This window comes from Streptomyces gilvus (assembly GCF_022513565.1).
Lineage (GTDB): Bacteria > Actinomycetota > Actinomycetes > Streptomycetales > Streptomycetaceae > Streptomyces > Streptomyces gilvus.
Genome location: NZ_JAKWBE010000024.1, coordinates 29,941 through 45,121 on the forward strand (window position 1 = coordinate 29,941; position 15,181 = coordinate 45,121).

Consider the following 15,181-nt stretch of genomic DNA (forward strand, 5'->3'; position numbering starts at 1 on the left):
CCCACGGACTTCGACGGACTTCGACGGACTTCGACGGACTTCGAGGGTAGGAACGGGACGGGCGGGTGCGGACGCCCGTACGGTCAGCTGAGCGTCAGGGTCAGGACCCCGGCGTACGACCCGGGAGGCGTGAACGCCGGTACGTCCAGGGAGAGCTGGGCGTCCGCGGTGAACTCGCCGCCGGTCAGCGTGCCGTTGGGGGTGGACGCCAGGGTCGCGCCCGAACCGCCCACCGTGCCCGCCGAACCCGCCTGACAGGTGCTGGGGCTGCCCGCCTCGGTGGCGCAGGCGGGGGTCCAGCTCAGCTTCCCGGCGTCGATCTTGGCGCCGGGTCCGGTGAAGTCGGTGACCTTGCCGGTGAGCGACCAGCCGGCCGGACCGCCGCGGAAGTCCTTGACGGTGACGGTCTGCAGCTTGCCCGTGGAGGCCCCGCCCGTGCCGAAGTCCACCGCCGACAGCACGACGGAGTCCCCGGCCTGGGACATCGACAGCGTGCCCGCCTTCACGGTGGTCGTCAGCTTCTGACTTCCCGCCGGGATCGGCGTGTTGTCGACGACCGTGTAAGTGGCGGGACCGGCGCCCAGGGCGTCGCTGTACGCGCTGCCCTCGTACGCCACGATCCCGGTCGTCGTCTTGTCGTTGACGACGAGGGAGCCGCTGATCTTGCCGCTCGCGTCGGCGGTGACGGTGGCCTTGTCCGCGGTCTGGGTGGATCCGGACCGCCCGGCCAGGGTCACGGTGGCGCCGGCGGTGAAGCCGCTGCCGGTGACGCCGACACTGTCACCGGGGTTGCCGGTGGCCTTGTCGAGGGTGATGGCACGGGAGTTGACCGGGGTGGAGTCCGTCGCCGTGACGGTCTCGGAGACCGGGGCGGGCGGGTTGGTCACCGTGCACGGGGTGTCCAGCTCCAGGATGTAGCTGGTGTGGATGTTGTAGTCGCCGGGCGAGAGCTTGATCGCTCCCGGCGCGGTGACCTTGAAGGTGCCGGTCATGGAGAACGACGGGAAGGCGCCGTTGCCGGGCACCGGGTCGTTCTTCTTGGGACCGGCGACCGTGACGTCCCCGGTCTGCGCACCGGTGAGGGTGACCTTGCCGGTGGGCGTCATGATGTCGGCCGGCAGCGCGATCGCGGTGGGGTTGCTGGCGGCGGGCTTGACCACCGTGTAGGTCACGGTGACGGTGTCGCCGACCTTCGGCGCGGTGTTGTCCACCGAGATGCTCGCCGTGGTGGTGCCGTCGATCGGCGGGATGCCGGCGACGGCGGGCGGGATGCAGTGCGTGGGGAAGTCCACGTTGGTGGCGGCGCCGGCCGGACAGGCCAGGGCACCGCCCGCGGTGACCGCGAGCGCGGCCGCCCCGAGCAGCGACGCCACACGGCGTCTTCGGTTCTGCGAACCCATGGGTGTGCCCCCTCTTCTTCTGTGCTCGCTGGGGGCATTGATGTGGGGATCGCGTGAGAAGTCAATGGAGACGCCGAAATGAACTGATGGACCGTCAGTTCCTGTGGGTGTGCCAGGAACTGACGATCCGTCGGCTGTACTGCCGGGCTCGGTCAGTCGAACACGAACGGCCCGGGCGACTGCGGTCCGGTCGCCGTGCAGGTGACGGTGACACCGAAGACGACCAGCTGCAGCGAGCCGCCGTAGGCCTCCAGGCTGTCACCCGAGGCGACGGTACCGTCGAGGGGGCCGACGGTGACGGGGTCACCGGCCGCGAGCGCGGGGTTCTTGGTCCCGCTGAACGTGCTGGTGACGCCGGTGGTGTTGTTCACCAGGGTGAGCGTCGAGGAGATCGAGTCCTGCGACAGGGCGATCGGGGCGGTGACGGCCGAGGTGACGGTGATGGTGGCCGCCGTGCCGTCCTGGGTGGCGGTGAGCGTGGCCTCGCCGCTGCCGAAGGCGCCGCAGTCCGCGCTGATCGTCGCGGTCTGCGGGGTGACGGCGAGGGCGCTGGGCGCGAACGCCAGCGAGGCGGCCGCGAGGGCCCCCGCCGCCATGGCCGCACCTGCTCCTATGCGTTTGCCTCTCATGGGAATCCGGCTCCCTTCCCGTGTCTGGGAAAGCCATGTGGGGATGGATGGGAGAGGTCCGGACGGGCCGTCGGCAGGCGCGGTGCGGGGCGCCAAGTGGGGGGTGGGGTAAGGAATCTGACGGTCCGTCGGAACTACGGATTCCATTGATGCCCGAGAGACACGGAAGCGGCAAGGACGATTTCCGGCCGACTCCGACCCACTGTGAAAACGGCGGTTTTCAGCCTGCCGTGACCCTGCCGCGCACCGTCCCGTCGGGCCCGGCGAGCAGCACCGGCGTCCCCGCCCCGCCCAGATCCCGTACGGCCGCCAGGTCCTGCTCGGGCACGGAGTCGGCCTCGGTCACCACGGCCGCCGCCTCCAGGGACTTCGCACCCGAGGCCACCGCCATCGCCACCGCCGTGCGCAGCGCGCTCAGCTCCAGCGAGGCGAGCGCGACGGTCCCGGCGACATACGTCCGCCCGGTCTCGTCCCGTACGGCCGCCCCCTCGGGCACACCGTTGCGCGCCCGTGCGGAACGGGCCAGGGTGACGATCTTGCGGTCCTCGGGGTCAAGCGCGCTGCTGTCGGTCATGAGCCGAGCATAACCACCGCCGCCGCGCAGCTCAGGGGCGGTCGAGGCGGAGCCGCTCGGCACGCGGCAGACCGGCCACGACCAGGTCGTAGGAGTCCTCGACCAACTCCCGCACCAGGCTGTCGGGCAGGTCGCCGTCGACCGTGACCGTGTTCCAGTGCCGCTTGTTCATGTGGTAGCCGGGGATGATCAGGCCCGGGTGGTCGGTGCGCAGCCGGATCGCGTCCTCCGGGTCGCACTTGAGGTTCACCGTCAGTGGCCGGTTGTCGAGCCAGCTGAGCGCGAACATCTTGCCCAGGACCTTGAAGACGGAGATCTCCGGCGAGAAGGGGAAGTCCTCCACGGCCGCGTTGAAGGACAGACAGAAGCCGCGCAGTTCCTCGGGGGTCATTCGCCCTTCTCCTCCTCGGGCGGACCGGCCGGTTCCACCGGCTCCACCAGCACCGTGACGATCTTGTTCCGGCGGCCGGCGGCGGCCTCGGCGGTCAGGCGCAGTTCCCGCCCGTCCGGCAGCCCGACCGCGCTGGACGCGCCCGCGATGGGCACCCGGCCCAGGGCCTTGGCGAGCAGGCCTCCGACGGTCTCCACGTCCTCGTCGTCGTACTCGTCGAGCCCGTACAGCTCGCCGAGGTCGGTGATGTCGAGGCGGGCGGTGACCCGGTAGCGGTCCTCGCCGAGGTCCTCCACGGGCGGCAGTTCGCGGTCGTACTCGTCGGTGATCTCGCCGACGATCTCCTCGAGGATGTCCTCGATGGTGACGATGCCGGCCGTGCCGCCGTACTCGTCGATGACGACGGCGACGTGGTTGCGCTCCTGCTGCATCTCGCGCAGCAGGTCGCCGGCGTTCTTGGTGTCGGGGACGAAGGCGGCGGGCCGCATCGCCGTCGACACCAGCTCGCTCTCCGCGTCCCGGCTGATGTGCGTCTTGCGGACCAGGTCCTTCAGGTACACGATCCCGACGATGTCGTCCTCGCTCTCGCCGGTGACCGGTATGCGGGAGAAGCCGGAGCGCAGCGCGAGGGTGAGGGCCTGACGGATCGTCTTGTAGCGCTCGATGACCACGAGGTCGGTGCGCGGGACCATGACCTCCCTGACGAGCGTGTCGCCGAGCTCGAAGACCGAGTGCACCATCCGGCGCTCCTCGTCCTCGATCAGCGACTCCTTCTCCGCGAGGTCCACCAGCGCCCGCAGCTCCGCCTCGGAGGCGAACGGCCCCCGGCGGAAGCCCTTGCCGGGGGTGAGCGCGTTACCGATCAGGATGAGGAGGTTGGGGATCGGGCCCATGATCCGCGCGAGGGGCACCAGGACGTACGCGGCCGCCGTCGCCGTGTTGAGCGGGTGCTGGCGGCCGATGGTGCGCGGCGAGACGCCCACGGCGACGTACGACACCAGGACCATCACGCCGATCGCGGCGAGCAGGGCGCGGGTGGTGCCGTCGACGGACCGCAGACAGGCGTACGTGACCAGGGCCGCGGCCGCCATCTCGCAGGCGACGCGGACCAGCAGGGCGACGTTGAGATAGCGGGTCGGGTCGGCGGCGACCTGCGCGAGCTTCGCGCTGCCGCGACGGCCGGAACGGACCGCCTCCTCGGCGCGGAAGCTGGAGACACGGGCGAGGCCCGCCTCCGCGCAGGCGGCGAGCCACGCCACGACGACCAGGGCGATGGCGCCCGCGACGATCTGACCGCTCATGAGACGGTCGGGGCCGGGGAAGGACCGGTCAGGCCCTTCTCCGCGCGCCAGCCGTCCACGATGGCCGCCTGCAGACCGAACATCTCGGCCTTCTCGTCCGGTTCCTCGTGGTCGTAGCCGAGGAGGTGCAGCACGCCGTGGACGGTGAGCAGCTGGAGCTCCTCGTCCATGGAGTGCTGCGTCGGGGCCTCCTCGCCCTGCTTCTTGGCCACCTCGGGACACAGCACGATGTCACCGAGGAGGCCCTGCGGGGGCTCGTCGTCGTCCTTCGACGGCGGACGCAGCTCGTCCATCGGGAAGGACATGACGTCCGTCGGCCCCGGCAGGTCCATCCACTGGATGTGCAACTGCTCCATGGCGTCGGCGTCCACCACGATCACCGAGAGCTCGGAGAGGGGGTGGATGCGCATCCGTGCGAGTGCGTAGCGGGCGATGTCGAGGATCGCCTGCTCGTCGACCTCGGTTCCGGACTCGTTGTTGACGTCGATCGACATGGCGCTGTGTGTGTCTACTTCCCCTTGTGCGCGGACTTCCCCCGGCCGCCCTTGTGGGTGCCGTTCTCCGTGCCGTGCTTGCTGTCGTACTGCTCGTACGCGTCGACGATACGGCCGACCAGCTTGTGCCGTACGACGTCCTGGGACGACAGACGGGAGAAGTGGACGTCGTCCAGGCCCTCCAGGATGTCCTGGACCTGACGCAGACCCGACTTGGTACCGCTGGGCAGGTCGACCTGGGTCACGTCACCCGTGATCACGATCTTCGAGTCGAACCCGAGCCGGGTCAGGAACATCTTCATCTGCTCGGGGGAGGTGTTCTGGGCCTCGTCCAGGATGATGAAGGCGTCATTGAGCGTGTTGTGTGTCAGCAGGTAGTCCGTCGTGACGTACAGCGAGTCCTCGGCGGCCACCTGGATACAGACGGCCTCCTCCCGCCCCGCCGGCTCGATCGAGTCGATGAACCGCATCGGGCGTCCGCCACCACCGGCCGTGTGGTACTTGTCGCGCTTGCGGGCGAGACGGAAGGGCTCGATGCCTTCGGGGAGACGGATGTCGATGATGTGAGCGTCTTGGCGGTAACCGACCTCGCGTCCCTTGGCCAGGCCCGGCTTACGTCCTTCGGCGGCTCGACGCCTCGTGTAAGCGACACCGCCCAGTGACTGCACGAGCGCGATCACGTCGTCACGGAGCATGATCGACGTGGTCGTGTACTGGATACGGCAGGTCCGGTCCTTCTGCGTGACGGGACCGCCGTCGGAATCCAGCAGGCCTTGCAGAACGGCCAGCCGGACCTCGGCCGAGTTACGCAGGTAGGCGTCGGGGACGAACTTGGTGTGCGAGCGGGTCCGCAACAGGTCGAGCTCACGCAGGACCCGGGTGACCGGGTTTTCCAGCGTGACGACATCACCTGGCGACTTGATCCGGTTCAGGACGTAGTCCGGCCCACTCTTGTGACGTACTCGGACGCCAGGCAGCGCCGACTCCAGCGCGTCAACCAGTTCCGCGTCCTCCGTGGCGAAGGACGGTGTGGTGGAACCGGTCAGGCAGCCGTCGCCGAGCAGCAGTCCGAGTGCATACGGGTCCATGGGGACTTCTCGTTCAGGAAGGCACACCGGTGCCGTGAGCATCGGAAGCTCGTAACGGCGCGCGTGCGCGGCACGCAGGTTGCCGATCATCTCCTGGGTCTCCAGGACCCGCCACGGCTTGTCACGACGCTTGTCGTCTCGCGTACGGACGGTCCACAGGTGCTCGCCACAGCACAGGGTCCAAGCGCCGTCCTGAGCGGTGACTCGGTAGATGTCTTTCTCACCCTGTGGATAGACGCCGAGGACCGGAGTCGGCTCACCATTGGAGCCGATGACCAGGTCACCGACCTGGAGATCGCCGATGGGCCTCCAGCCTTCCGGGGTCAGGACGTTCGTGAAGAGCGGCATCGCACGTCCACGCATGTACGCCAGGGGTGCCACCTCGATCGTCCCCGCTGCCATCAGCCGGGGGATCGAGTCCGGGTCCAGCATGTCGTGCAGGGCGTCGTACAGGGGGCGCAGGTACGGGTCGATCTTCTCGTAGAGGGTGCCGGGGAGGAAGCCCAGGCGTTCGCCGGCCTCTACCGCGGGGCGGGTCAGGATGATGCGGTTGACCTGCTTGGACTGCAGGGCCTGCACCGCCTTGGCCATGGCGAGGTAGGTCTTGCCGGTGCCGGCGGGGCCGATGCCGAAGACGATCGTGTGCTTGTCGATCGCGTCGACGTAGCGCTTCTGGTTGAGGGTCTTGGGGCGGATGGTGCGGCCGCGGGAGGACAGGATGTTCTGCGTCAGTACCTCGGCCGGGGTCTCCTGGCCGTCGCTCGTCCCGTTCTCGCTCGCCTTCAGCATGGCGATCGAGCGTTCCACTGCGTCCTCCGTCATCGGCTGCCCCGTGCGGAGCACCAGCATCATCTCTTCGAACACGCGCGAGATGAGGGCGACGTCGACCGGGTCGCCGACCGCGCTGATCTCGTTGCCCCGGACGTGGATGTCGGCCGCCGGGAAGGCCTTCTCGATCACGCGCAGGAGGGAGTCGCCTGATCCCAGCACGGTGACCATCGGGTGCTGGGCGGGAACCGTGAACTGTGCTCTCGCCTGCTCCTGCGCGGGGGTGTGAGCTGTGGGTGTCTGAGTCATGGGCCGGCTCTGTAGGCCTGCGGTTCCTCCTCGTCACGGCCGCGCAGCTGAGGGCGGCCTCGCGATTCCAAGGGTACGACGGTGCACTGACAACGCCGTAGGGCTTTTCGGCGTCCGGCTATGCCGAGCGCCCGAACCCGATGGTCGGCACCGCCCGCCGCAGCGGCCACGGGCGGATCGCTCCCGCCGCCGGGGCCAGCGCCTCCAGGAAGGCGTACCGGCTCAGTGCCTCCGGGTCCTGCTCGTCCACCGACTGCACCTTGCGCCACCAGGCGCCGATCTCCGCCCAGCCCGGGGCGGAGAGGGAGCCTCCGAACTCCTGGACGGACAGGGCGGCCGTCAGTCCGGCGAAGGCGAGCCGGTCGGCGAGCGGCCAGCCCGCCAGGGTGCCGGTGACGAAGCCGGCGACGAAGACGTCACCGGCGCCGGTCGGGTCCAGGGCCTCCACGGCGATGGCGGGCACCTCCGCCGCCTCCCCGGTGCGCCGGTCCACGGCGTACGCGCCCTCCGCGCCGAGGGTGACCACGGCGAGCGGCACGTGTTCGGTGAGGGCGTGGGCGGCGGAGCGCGGGCAGGCGGCGCCGGTGTAGCGCATGGCCTCCTCGGCGTTGGGCAGGAACGCCTCGCAGTGCTCCAGGTCGGCCAGGCCGGCCAGGTCCCAGGCGCCGGTGTCGTCCCAGCCGACGTCGGCGAAGATGCGGGTGCCGCGGCTCGCGGCCTGGGCGATCCAGGGGGCGCGCTTGCCGGGGGTGAGGGAGGCGACGGCCGCGCGGGCGTGGGGCGGGTGGTCGGGGGCGGGTTCCTCCGGGGGCGGTTCGTGGCCGTGGGAGACCATCGTGCGCTCGCCCTCGTAGGCCATGGAGACGGTGACCGGGGAGTGCCAGCCGGGCGCGGTGCGGGAGGTGGAGAGGTCGATGCCCTCGCCCTGCTCCAGCGCGTCCCAGCAGTACTCGCCGTAGTGGTCGTCGCCGAAGGCGGCGGCGAGGGAGGTGCGCAGGCCGAGGCGGGCGAGGGCGGTGGCCATGTTGGCGACCCCGCCGGGGCTCGACCCCATGCCCCGCGCCCAGGACTCGGTGCCGCGCACCGGGGCGGAGTCGAGCCCGGTGAAGATGATGTCCAGGAAGACCGTGCCGGTGAGGTACACGTCCCAGGGCGGGTCGTCGGGGGTGCGCAGGCCGGCCAGCGGATCGACCTGGGCCCGGCACTGCGGTCCCTGGATGACGGGTGACGGTCCCTTTCCGGTGGACGCGTTGGGCGCGATCACGTGCACTCCCTGACATGGTGCGGATCCAGCCAGTGTGCACCACATCACGGACCCTTCGCCGCCGCTCACGCCGCAGCGGCCGCCCCATGCCCCGTGCCGGGCCGTCCCCGGTCCTACCAGCGGGGCACGGCGGGGGTGACCCACTCGGGGTCGGCGATCCGCATCGCCGCCGCGTCGTCGCGCTCGCGCAGCGCACCGTCGTCGTCGAGCCACCTCCGGTGCAGGACGGCGAGCTTGTCGCGGTCGAGTTCGACGCCGAGGCCGGGCGCGTCGGAGACGGTGACCCTGCCGCCGTGGAAGGTCAGCCGCCGGGTGAGGACGTCCTCCGACTGCCAGGGGTAGTGGGAGTCGCAGGCGTGGTGGAGGTTCGGGACGGTGGCGGCGACGTGGGTCATCGCGGCGAGGCTGATCCCGAGGTGCGTGTTGGAGTGCATGGAGATCCCGACGCCGAACGTCCGGCAGATCGCGGCGAGTTGCTGGGTGTTGCGCAGTCCGCCCCAGTAGTGGTGGTCGGAGAGCACCACCTGGACGGCGTCCCGGGTGAACGCCTCCTTGATCTCGGCGAAGGTCGTCACGCACATGTTGGTGGCCAGCGGCACGTCGGTGCCGGCGGAGACCTCGGCCATCGCGGACGTGCCGAGCGCCGGGTCCTCCAGGTACTCCAGGACGTCCCCGAGTTCCCCGGCGACCTTCAGTGAAGTCTCCACGGACCAGGCGCCGTTGGGGTCGAGGCGCAGGGGGTGGCCGGGGAAGGCCTCGGCCAGGGCGCGTACGGCGGCGATCTCCTCCTCGGGCGGGAAGACACCGCCCTTGAGCTTGAACGAGGTGAACCCGTACCGCTCCTTGAACAGCCGCGCCTGCGCGACGACGCCCGCCGGGTCGAGTGCCGCGCCCCAGTCGTCCTGCTCGCAGGCCACGCCCTCGGGGTGGGCGCCCCACTTGTAGAACAGATAGGCGCTGTACTCGACGGCGTCCCGGACCTTGCCTCCGAGCAGCGCGTGCACGGGCAGGCCGAGCGTCTTACCGAGGGCGTCCAGACAGGCCACCTCGAAGCCGGAGACGACGGACAGGCGCAGCTTGTCGGCGGTCTGGACGCCGCGCAGTCCGCCGACGTCGACCTGTCCGGAGACCCGGGCGTCGTCCACGGCGACCTCGTCGGCAATGGTGAACAGGCCGTTGAGGTCGTTCACTTGACGGCCCTTCAGCTTATCGGCGAAGGGGCGTGCCAGTTCCAGGTACTTGGTGTCGCCGTACGTCTCGCCGACGCCGGTGATCCCGTCGGCCGTCAGGACCTCCACGATCAGCCGCGGGGTGTACGGCTGGTGCACGCCCTGGGTGTTGAGCAGCGGCGGGTCGGCGACCAGGATCGGGGTCAGCCGGACGTCGGTGATCGTGAGGTTCACAGGGAGGCTCCTACGAGGTCGAGGCCGGCGGCGAGGAGGGTCCGCAGGTCGGCCAGGTCGGCGGGCGAGGGGTCGGTCAGCGGGGCGCGGACGGGGCCGACGGGGAGTCCGCGCAGCCGGGCCGCGGCCTTGACGAGGGACACGGCGTAGCCGGGTACGCGGTCGCGGAGTTCCACGAGGGGCACGTAGAAGTCGCGCAGGAGCCGGTCCACGGTTTTGTCGTCGTGTCCGCGCAGGGCGGTGAAGAAGGCGTTCGCGATCTCGGGCGCGAAGGCGTGCACGGCGGAGGAGTAGGCGGGGACGCCGACGGTGGCGTAGGCGCGGGCCTGGATCTCGGCGTTGGCGGCGCCGTTGAAGAACAGGAAGCCCTCGGGCGCGGCGAGGGTGAGGCGCTGGAGCCGGTCGAGGTCGCTGTGGCCGTCCTTGAGGCCGATGACGTTGGGGACGTCCGCGATCCGCTTCAGGGAGGCGGGTGTGTAGGCGACCTGGCCGCGCTGGTAGGCGATCAGCGGGAGCCGGGTGCGGGCCGCGATCTGCTCCAGCTGGGCGACGAGGCCCTCCTGCGGGGCGGCGACGAGGTAGTGCGGCAGCACGAGCAGGGCGTCGGCGCCGGCCTCCTCGGCGATGCGCGCGAAGCGGGCGGCCTGCGCCCAGCCGTATCCGGTCCCGGCGACGACGGGCACCCGGCCGGCCGCCTCCTCGACGGCGACGGTGACGACCTGGCGGTACTCGTCCTCGTCCAGCGAGAAGAACTCGCCGGTGCCGCAGGCGGGGAAGAGGGCGCCGGGCGCGGTGGCGAGCCGGTCCGCGACATGGGCGCGGAAGCCGTCCGGGTCGAGCGAGCCGTCGTCGTGGAAGGAGGTCAGCGGGAAGGAAAGCACTCCGCCCTCCATGCCCTCCCGAAGCCTGCGCGCAGTCGTTTCCGTCTCGCCCGTCACGACGTCTCCCCATATAGATGTCATCCACGTATGGAGACGAAGCCTAGATATGCGAACGGCGGGCGTCAACGGTCGAGCGCCAACGGGCGGGCGGCGGCGCGGACTACCATCGCCCCATGTCGGAGACAGGCGGCGGTGTTCGCGAGGTGAAGTCCGCGGCACGGACGGTCGAACTGCTGGAACTGCTCGCCGCGCGCGGCGACCGGCCGGCGCGACTGCAGGAGCTGGCGGACGCGCTCGAGGTGCCGCGCAGCTCGATGTACGCGCTGCTGCAGACGCTGATCGGCCGGGGCTGGGTGCGCACGGACATCACCGGCTCCCTCTACGGCATCGGCATCCACGCCCTGCTGACCGGCACCAGCTATCTCGACTCCGACCCGCGCGTGCGGGTCGTACGGCCGTATCTCGACGAGGCGTCTCAGGCGCTGGGCGAGACGATCCACATGGGGCGCCTGGACGGCCGGGACGTGGCCTATCTGGCCACCCGGGAGTCGCACGAGTACCTGCGGACCATCAGCCGGGTCGGCCGCCGCCTGCCGGCGCACGTGGGCGCGCTCGGCAAGGCGCTGCTGGCCGAACGCCCCGACGACGACCTCCCCGAGGGCCCGTACGAGGCCCTCACCCCCAACAGCCGTACCACCAGGGAGGCGTTGGCCGCGGACCTCGCCGAGGTCCGCGCCCGCGGCTACGCCGTCGACCGCGAGGAGGGCGTCCTCGGCATCGTCGGCTTCGGCTTCGCGCTGCGCTACGAGGTCCCGGCGCAGGACGCCGTCAGCTGCTCGGTGCCGGTGGCCCGGCTGACGCCGGAGCACGAGGAGCGGATCGTGGCGGTGATGCGGGAGATCAGGACGAAGATCGAGGCGACGGCACCGGGCGCGGGAGGCGCGGCGCACTGGCGCTGACCCGATGAGCGGGCCGTTCTCCTACCCGACCTCTCCCACCCCAAACGCAACGTGTGTCACATCACACGACTTCGGCTTCTTCCGCAAACCGCGTGCTTGATACAACTTGCTCGCGCGTTCCTGTCCGTCGACGGCCTGCGCCCACCCCCCACTTGAGCCGCTCCTTTCGCATGCCCTGGGAACGCCCGTGTTCGCCCCTCGCACCGCCGCCTGGCCCCTCGTCGCCCTTTTCACCGCCGGGTACCTCGCCCCCTACCTGCTCCCCACCACGGTCGGCCGCCTGGACTCGGGCCTGCCCCTGAGCGCGACCCAGGCCGGCGCCCTCGGCAGCGCCCTGCTGCTGAGCTCGGCGGCGGCGGGCTTCGTCCTCGCCTCACGGGTCGACCGGATCGGGGCCCGCGCCCTGGCCCGCGTCGGCCTGACCCTCGCCGTCCTCGGCTACGGCATCGCCGCGCTGACCGGCAGCGTCCCGGCCGTCGTCCTCGGCGCCCTGATCGGCGGCTTCGGCTCCGGTACGGCGACGACGGTGGCCGCCACCGGAATCGCCGCCCAGCCCGACCCGCACCGCACGACCACGGTGGGCCTGCTCGGCGTTTCCGCGCTCGCCGGCGCCGTCTATCTGGCGGTCCCCCACCTCGGCCCGGGCCACGGCCAGCCGCTCGCGGCGATCGCCCTGACCGCGCTCGCCGTCTGGCCGCTCACCGGCCGCCTCCCGGTCCGTACGGCCGCCGCGCACAGCCCCCTCGGCGGCACCCGGCTCCCCCACCGACGCTCGGGCGCGGTCCTCGCCGCCACGATGCTCTGCTGGTCCCTCGCCCAGAACGCCCTGTGGGGCGTCAGCGGCCGGATCGGCCTGTCCCAGGCGCATCTGACGGAGGCCACCGTCGGCGCGGTCTTCGCGGTGGCGCTCGGCGCGGGCCTGCTGGGCGTGACGGTCGCGGGCGCGGTGGGGCCGCGCTTCGGACGGGCGGTGCCGGTCGGGGCCGGTACGGCGGTCATCGCGGGCTGCATCGTGCTCAGCGCGTCCGCGACGGGCCTGGGCTCTTTCGCGACCGGTGAGATCGCGTGGAACCTGCTCTACCCCGTCGTGCTGTCGTACGTCATCGGGCTGGCTGCGTGTCTGGATCCGCGGGGGCGTTGGGCTGTGCTGGTGGGGTCGGCGTCTTCGTTGGGGACGGCGGCGGGGCCCCTCACGGGGAGTGTGCTGTCCGCGCAGGCCGGGTTTCCGGTGATGGGGGCTGTGTTGGCGGTGGGGTTGCTCGTGATCGCCGTTCCCATGGCCGTAGTCGCATCACGCGCTGGCCGGTGGGGGCTTGTCACGCCCCGCGGCGGAGCCGCACATCAGCACTGCCCCGCGCCCCTTTCGGGGCGCGAGACAGCGCCGGATGTTGCCACGGCGGCCTAGAACTCGTAGGCCTCCACCTCGGCCAGGTAGCGGGCCCGGCGCTCCTCGTCGTCCTCCAGGAAGGACGCGAGGAAGGAGTTGCGGGCCAGGGTGCGCAGGTGGTCCGCGGACAGGCCCAGGACACGCTGGACGGAGTCGAAGTTGTCGCCCGCGTAGCCGCCGAAGTAGGCCGGGTCGTCGGAGTTGACCGTGCACATCAGGCCCGCGTCGAGCATCGCCGGGAGGGGGTGGTCGGCGAGGGTGTCGACCGTGCGGAGGCGGACGTTGGACAGCGGGCACAGGGTCAGCGGGATCCGCTCCCGCACCAGCCGCTCGACCAGCGCCGGGTCCTCCACGCACCGCAGCCCGTGGTCGACCCGCTCGACGCCGAGCACGTCCAGCGCCTCGGTGATGTACTCCGGCGGCCCCTCCTCACCGGCGTGCGCCACGCGCCGCAGTCCGAGAGCGGCGGCGGCCTCGTACACCTCGCGGAACTTCGCCGGCGGATGCCCGACCTCCGCCGAGTCGAGGCCGACGCCGGTGATCCGGTCCAGGTGCGGCTTCGCGGCGTGCAGGGTCTCCAGGGCCGACTCGGCGGACTCGTCGCGCAGGAAGCAGAGGATGAGCCGGGTGGAGACGCCGTGGTTCGCCTCGCTGCTCCCCAGCGCCCGCCACAGCCCCTCGACGACCGTCCCCATCTCCACGCCCCGCGCGAGATGCGCCTGCGGGTCGAAGAAGATCTCCGCGTGCCGGACGCCCTGCGTGGCGGCGCGGGCGAGGTAGGCGTTGGCCAGGTCCTCGAAGTCCCGCTCGGTTCGCAGGACGGCCATCAGCTCGTAGTACAGGTTCAGGAAGGACTGGAGGTCCGCGAAGTCGTACGCCTCGCGGAGTGTGTCGGTGTCGGCGTACGGCAGCTCGACGCCGTTGCGGGCGGCCAGCTCGAAAGCCAGCTCCGGCTCCAGGGTTCCTTCGATGTGGAGGTGCAGTTCTGCTTTGGGGAGGGGCATCGCAGTATCGTACGGGTGATTTACCGACGTTTCGGAACCGGGATCCGCAGCAGGTCGTGCGCCACCGTCAGCTCGCCCTCGAAGCCGGCCGCGCGCGCCTGCCGTTCGAACTCCTCGGGGTCGGTGTAGCGCTGGCTGAAGTGCGTCAGCACCAGATGCCGTACGCCGGCGTCCCGGGCCACGCGGGCCGCCTGGCCGGCGGTGAGGTGGCCGTGTTCGGTGGCGAGGCCGGTGTCCTGGTCGAGGAAGGTCGACTCGATGACGAGCAGGTCGACGCCGTCCGCGAGCGCGTGCACGCCGTCGCAGAGACGGGTGTCCATGACGAACGCGAACCGCTGGCCGCGGCGGACCTCGCTGACGTCGTCGAGCGAGACGCCGTCCAGTGAGCCCTCGCGCTGGAGGCGGCCGACGTCCGGGCCCTTGACACCGTGCGCGGCGAGACGGTCGGGGAGCATACGGCGGCCGTCGGGTTCGGTGAGGCGGTAGCCGTAGGACTCGACGGGGTGGGAGAGCCGGCGGGCCTCCAGCGTGTAGGCCGGGGTGGCGGCCAGCGGGCCGTCCGTGTCGATGGGGGCCTCGGTGAGCGCGACCGTCTCGCGGTACGCCGTCGCGTACCGCAGGCGGTCGAAGAAGCGTTGCCCGCTGCGCGGGTAGTGGGCGGTGATCTCGTGCGGGACCTGGTCGAGGTTGATCCGCTGGATCACGCCGGCGAGGCCGAGGGAGTGGTCGCCGTGGAAGTGGGTGACGCAGACGCGGTTCAGGTCGTGCGCGGCGACCCCGGCGCGCAGCATCTGGCGCTGGGTGCCCTCGCCGGGGTCGAAGAGGATGCCCTCGCCGTCCCAGCGCAGCAGGTAGCCGTTGTGGTTGCGGTGCCGGGTCGGGACCTGGCTGGCTGTGCCGAGGACGACCACTTCACGTACCGACACGGTCGGTCACCCGGGGGGCCACTGGAGGCCGCGGCCGCCGAGGACGTGGGCGTGGGCGTGGAAGACGGTCTGGCCCGCGCCGGCGCCGGTGTTGAAGACGACGCGGTAGCTCTCGAGCTTCTCGTCGTCCGCCACCGCTTGCGCTTCGCGGAGGAGGTCGGCGGCGACCTCCGGTGCGCCGCTCGCGAGCGCGGCGGCGTTCTCGTAGTGGACCCTGGGGATGATCAGGATGTGGGTGGGGGCCTGGGGGTTGATGTCCCGGAAGGCGACGGTGGTCTCTGTCTCGCGGACGATCGTCGCGGGGACGTGCCCTTCCACGATCTTGCAGAACAGGCAGTCGTCCTGCGGTTCCCCGGCCATGTGCCCTCCTGAACAGCGGTGATCGGATGTGGGGCAACTCTAT

15 protein-coding genes are annotated in these 15,181 nt (G+C 71.1%); 2 read left to right on the forward strand and 13 right to left on the reverse strand.

Going from position 1 to position 15,181, the window contains the following annotated elements:
• Window positions 1-83: 83 nt before the first annotated feature.
• The 10 genes from MKW14_RS29640 to MKW14_RS29685 form a co-directional block, all read right to left on the reverse strand.
• Complete coding sequence (locus MKW14_RS29640; protein WP_240867577.1) at window positions 84-1,400, reverse strand: beta-xylosidase; 1,317 nt, start codon at window positions 1,398-1,400, stop codon at window positions 84-86.
• A 152-nt stretch (window positions 1,401-1,552) separates the two neighbouring features.
• Window positions 1,553-2,029, reverse strand: a complete 477-nt coding sequence (locus MKW14_RS29645) for a hypothetical protein (RefSeq protein WP_240867580.1) — start codon at window positions 2,027-2,029, stop codon at window positions 1,553-1,555.
• Window positions 2,030-2,249: 220 nt separating this feature from the next.
• Entirely contained in the window at window positions 2,250-2,603 is a 354-nt protein-coding gene (locus MKW14_RS29650; protein ID WP_240867583.1) for a cytidine deaminase-like protein, read from the reverse strand.
• Between the two features lie 31 nt (window positions 2,604-2,634).
• A complete protein-coding gene (locus tag MKW14_RS29655) occupies window positions 2,635-2,994 on the reverse strand; it encodes an MmcQ/YjbR family DNA-binding protein (RefSeq protein ID WP_240867589.1) in 360 nt (119 codons plus the stop codon).
• The gene (locus tag MKW14_RS29660; RefSeq protein ID WP_240867593.1) at window positions 2,991-4,295 is read right to left on the reverse strand and encodes a hemolysin family protein; all 1,305 of its coding nucleotides are present in this window, start codon (window positions 4,293-4,295) and stop codon (window positions 2,991-2,993) included. The genes MKW14_RS29655 and MKW14_RS29660 overlap by 4 nt, the downstream gene beginning before the upstream one ends.
• Window positions 4,292-4,789 carry an rRNA maturation RNase YbeY gene (gene ybeY, locus MKW14_RS29665; protein WP_142151884.1) on the reverse strand — a complete coding sequence of 166 codons (498 nt, stop codon included), beginning with the start codon at window positions 4,787-4,789 and terminating at the stop codon, window positions 4,292-4,294. Before ybeY ends, MKW14_RS29660 begins: the two co-directional genes overlap by 4 nt.
• A gap of 14 nt (window positions 4,790-4,803) precedes the next feature.
• Window positions 4,804-6,954, reverse strand: a complete 2,151-nt coding sequence (locus MKW14_RS29670; RefSeq protein ID WP_240867595.1) for a PhoH family protein — start codon at window positions 6,952-6,954, stop codon at window positions 4,804-4,806.
• 118 nt (window positions 6,955-7,072) lie between these two features.
• Window positions 7,073-8,218: a carbohydrate kinase family protein gene (locus MKW14_RS29675; RefSeq protein ID WP_240867597.1), complete on the reverse strand. Its 1,146-nt coding sequence runs from the start codon at window positions 8,216-8,218 to the stop codon at window positions 7,073-7,075.
• A 113-nt stretch (window positions 8,219-8,331) separates the two neighbouring features.
• Window positions 8,332-9,621: a glucarate dehydratase family protein gene (locus MKW14_RS29680; protein WP_240867600.1), complete on the reverse strand. Its 1,290-nt coding sequence runs from the start codon at window positions 9,619-9,621 to the stop codon at window positions 8,332-8,334.
• Entirely contained in the window at window positions 9,618-10,583 is a 966-nt protein-coding gene (locus MKW14_RS29685; protein ID WP_240867602.1) for a 5-dehydro-4-deoxyglucarate dehydratase, read from the reverse strand. The genes MKW14_RS29680 and MKW14_RS29685 overlap by 4 nt, the downstream gene beginning before the upstream one ends.
• A gap of 92 nt (window positions 10,584-10,675) precedes the next feature.
• Between MKW14_RS29685 and MKW14_RS29690 the strand changes: the two genes are divergently transcribed.
• Window positions 10,676-11,461 carry an IclR family transcriptional regulator gene (locus tag MKW14_RS29690; RefSeq protein ID WP_240867605.1) on the forward strand — a complete coding sequence of 262 codons (786 nt, stop codon included), beginning with the start codon at window positions 10,676-10,678 and terminating at the stop codon, window positions 11,459-11,461.
• A 187-nt stretch (window positions 11,462-11,648) separates the two neighbouring features.
• A complete protein-coding gene (locus MKW14_RS29695; protein WP_240867608.1) occupies window positions 11,649-12,866 on the forward strand; it encodes an MFS transporter in 1,218 nt (405 codons plus the stop codon).
• On the opposite strand, the gene MKW14_RS29700 is transcribed toward MKW14_RS29695, so the two are convergent.
• From MKW14_RS29700 to MKW14_RS29710, 3 genes are read right to left on the reverse strand one after another with little or no spacing between them, the layout of a single operon-like run.
• The gene (locus MKW14_RS29700) at window positions 12,863-13,852 is read right to left on the reverse strand and encodes an adenosine deaminase (RefSeq protein WP_240867610.1); all 990 of its coding nucleotides are present in this window, start codon (window positions 13,850-13,852) and stop codon (window positions 12,863-12,865) included. The two genes, MKW14_RS29695 and MKW14_RS29700, sit on opposite strands and share 4 nt — an antisense overlap.
• Window positions 13,853-13,872: 20 nt before the next feature.
• Window positions 13,873-14,778: a ribonuclease Z gene (locus tag MKW14_RS29705; RefSeq protein WP_240867612.1), complete on the reverse strand. Its 906-nt coding sequence runs from the start codon at window positions 14,776-14,778 to the stop codon at window positions 13,873-13,875.
• 6 nt (window positions 14,779-14,784) lie between these two features.
• The gene (locus tag MKW14_RS29710; RefSeq protein ID WP_240867617.1) at window positions 14,785-15,138 is read right to left on the reverse strand and encodes a histidine triad nucleotide-binding protein; all 354 of its coding nucleotides are present in this window, start codon (window positions 15,136-15,138) and stop codon (window positions 14,785-14,787) included.
• Window positions 15,139-15,181 lie beyond the last annotated feature (43 nt).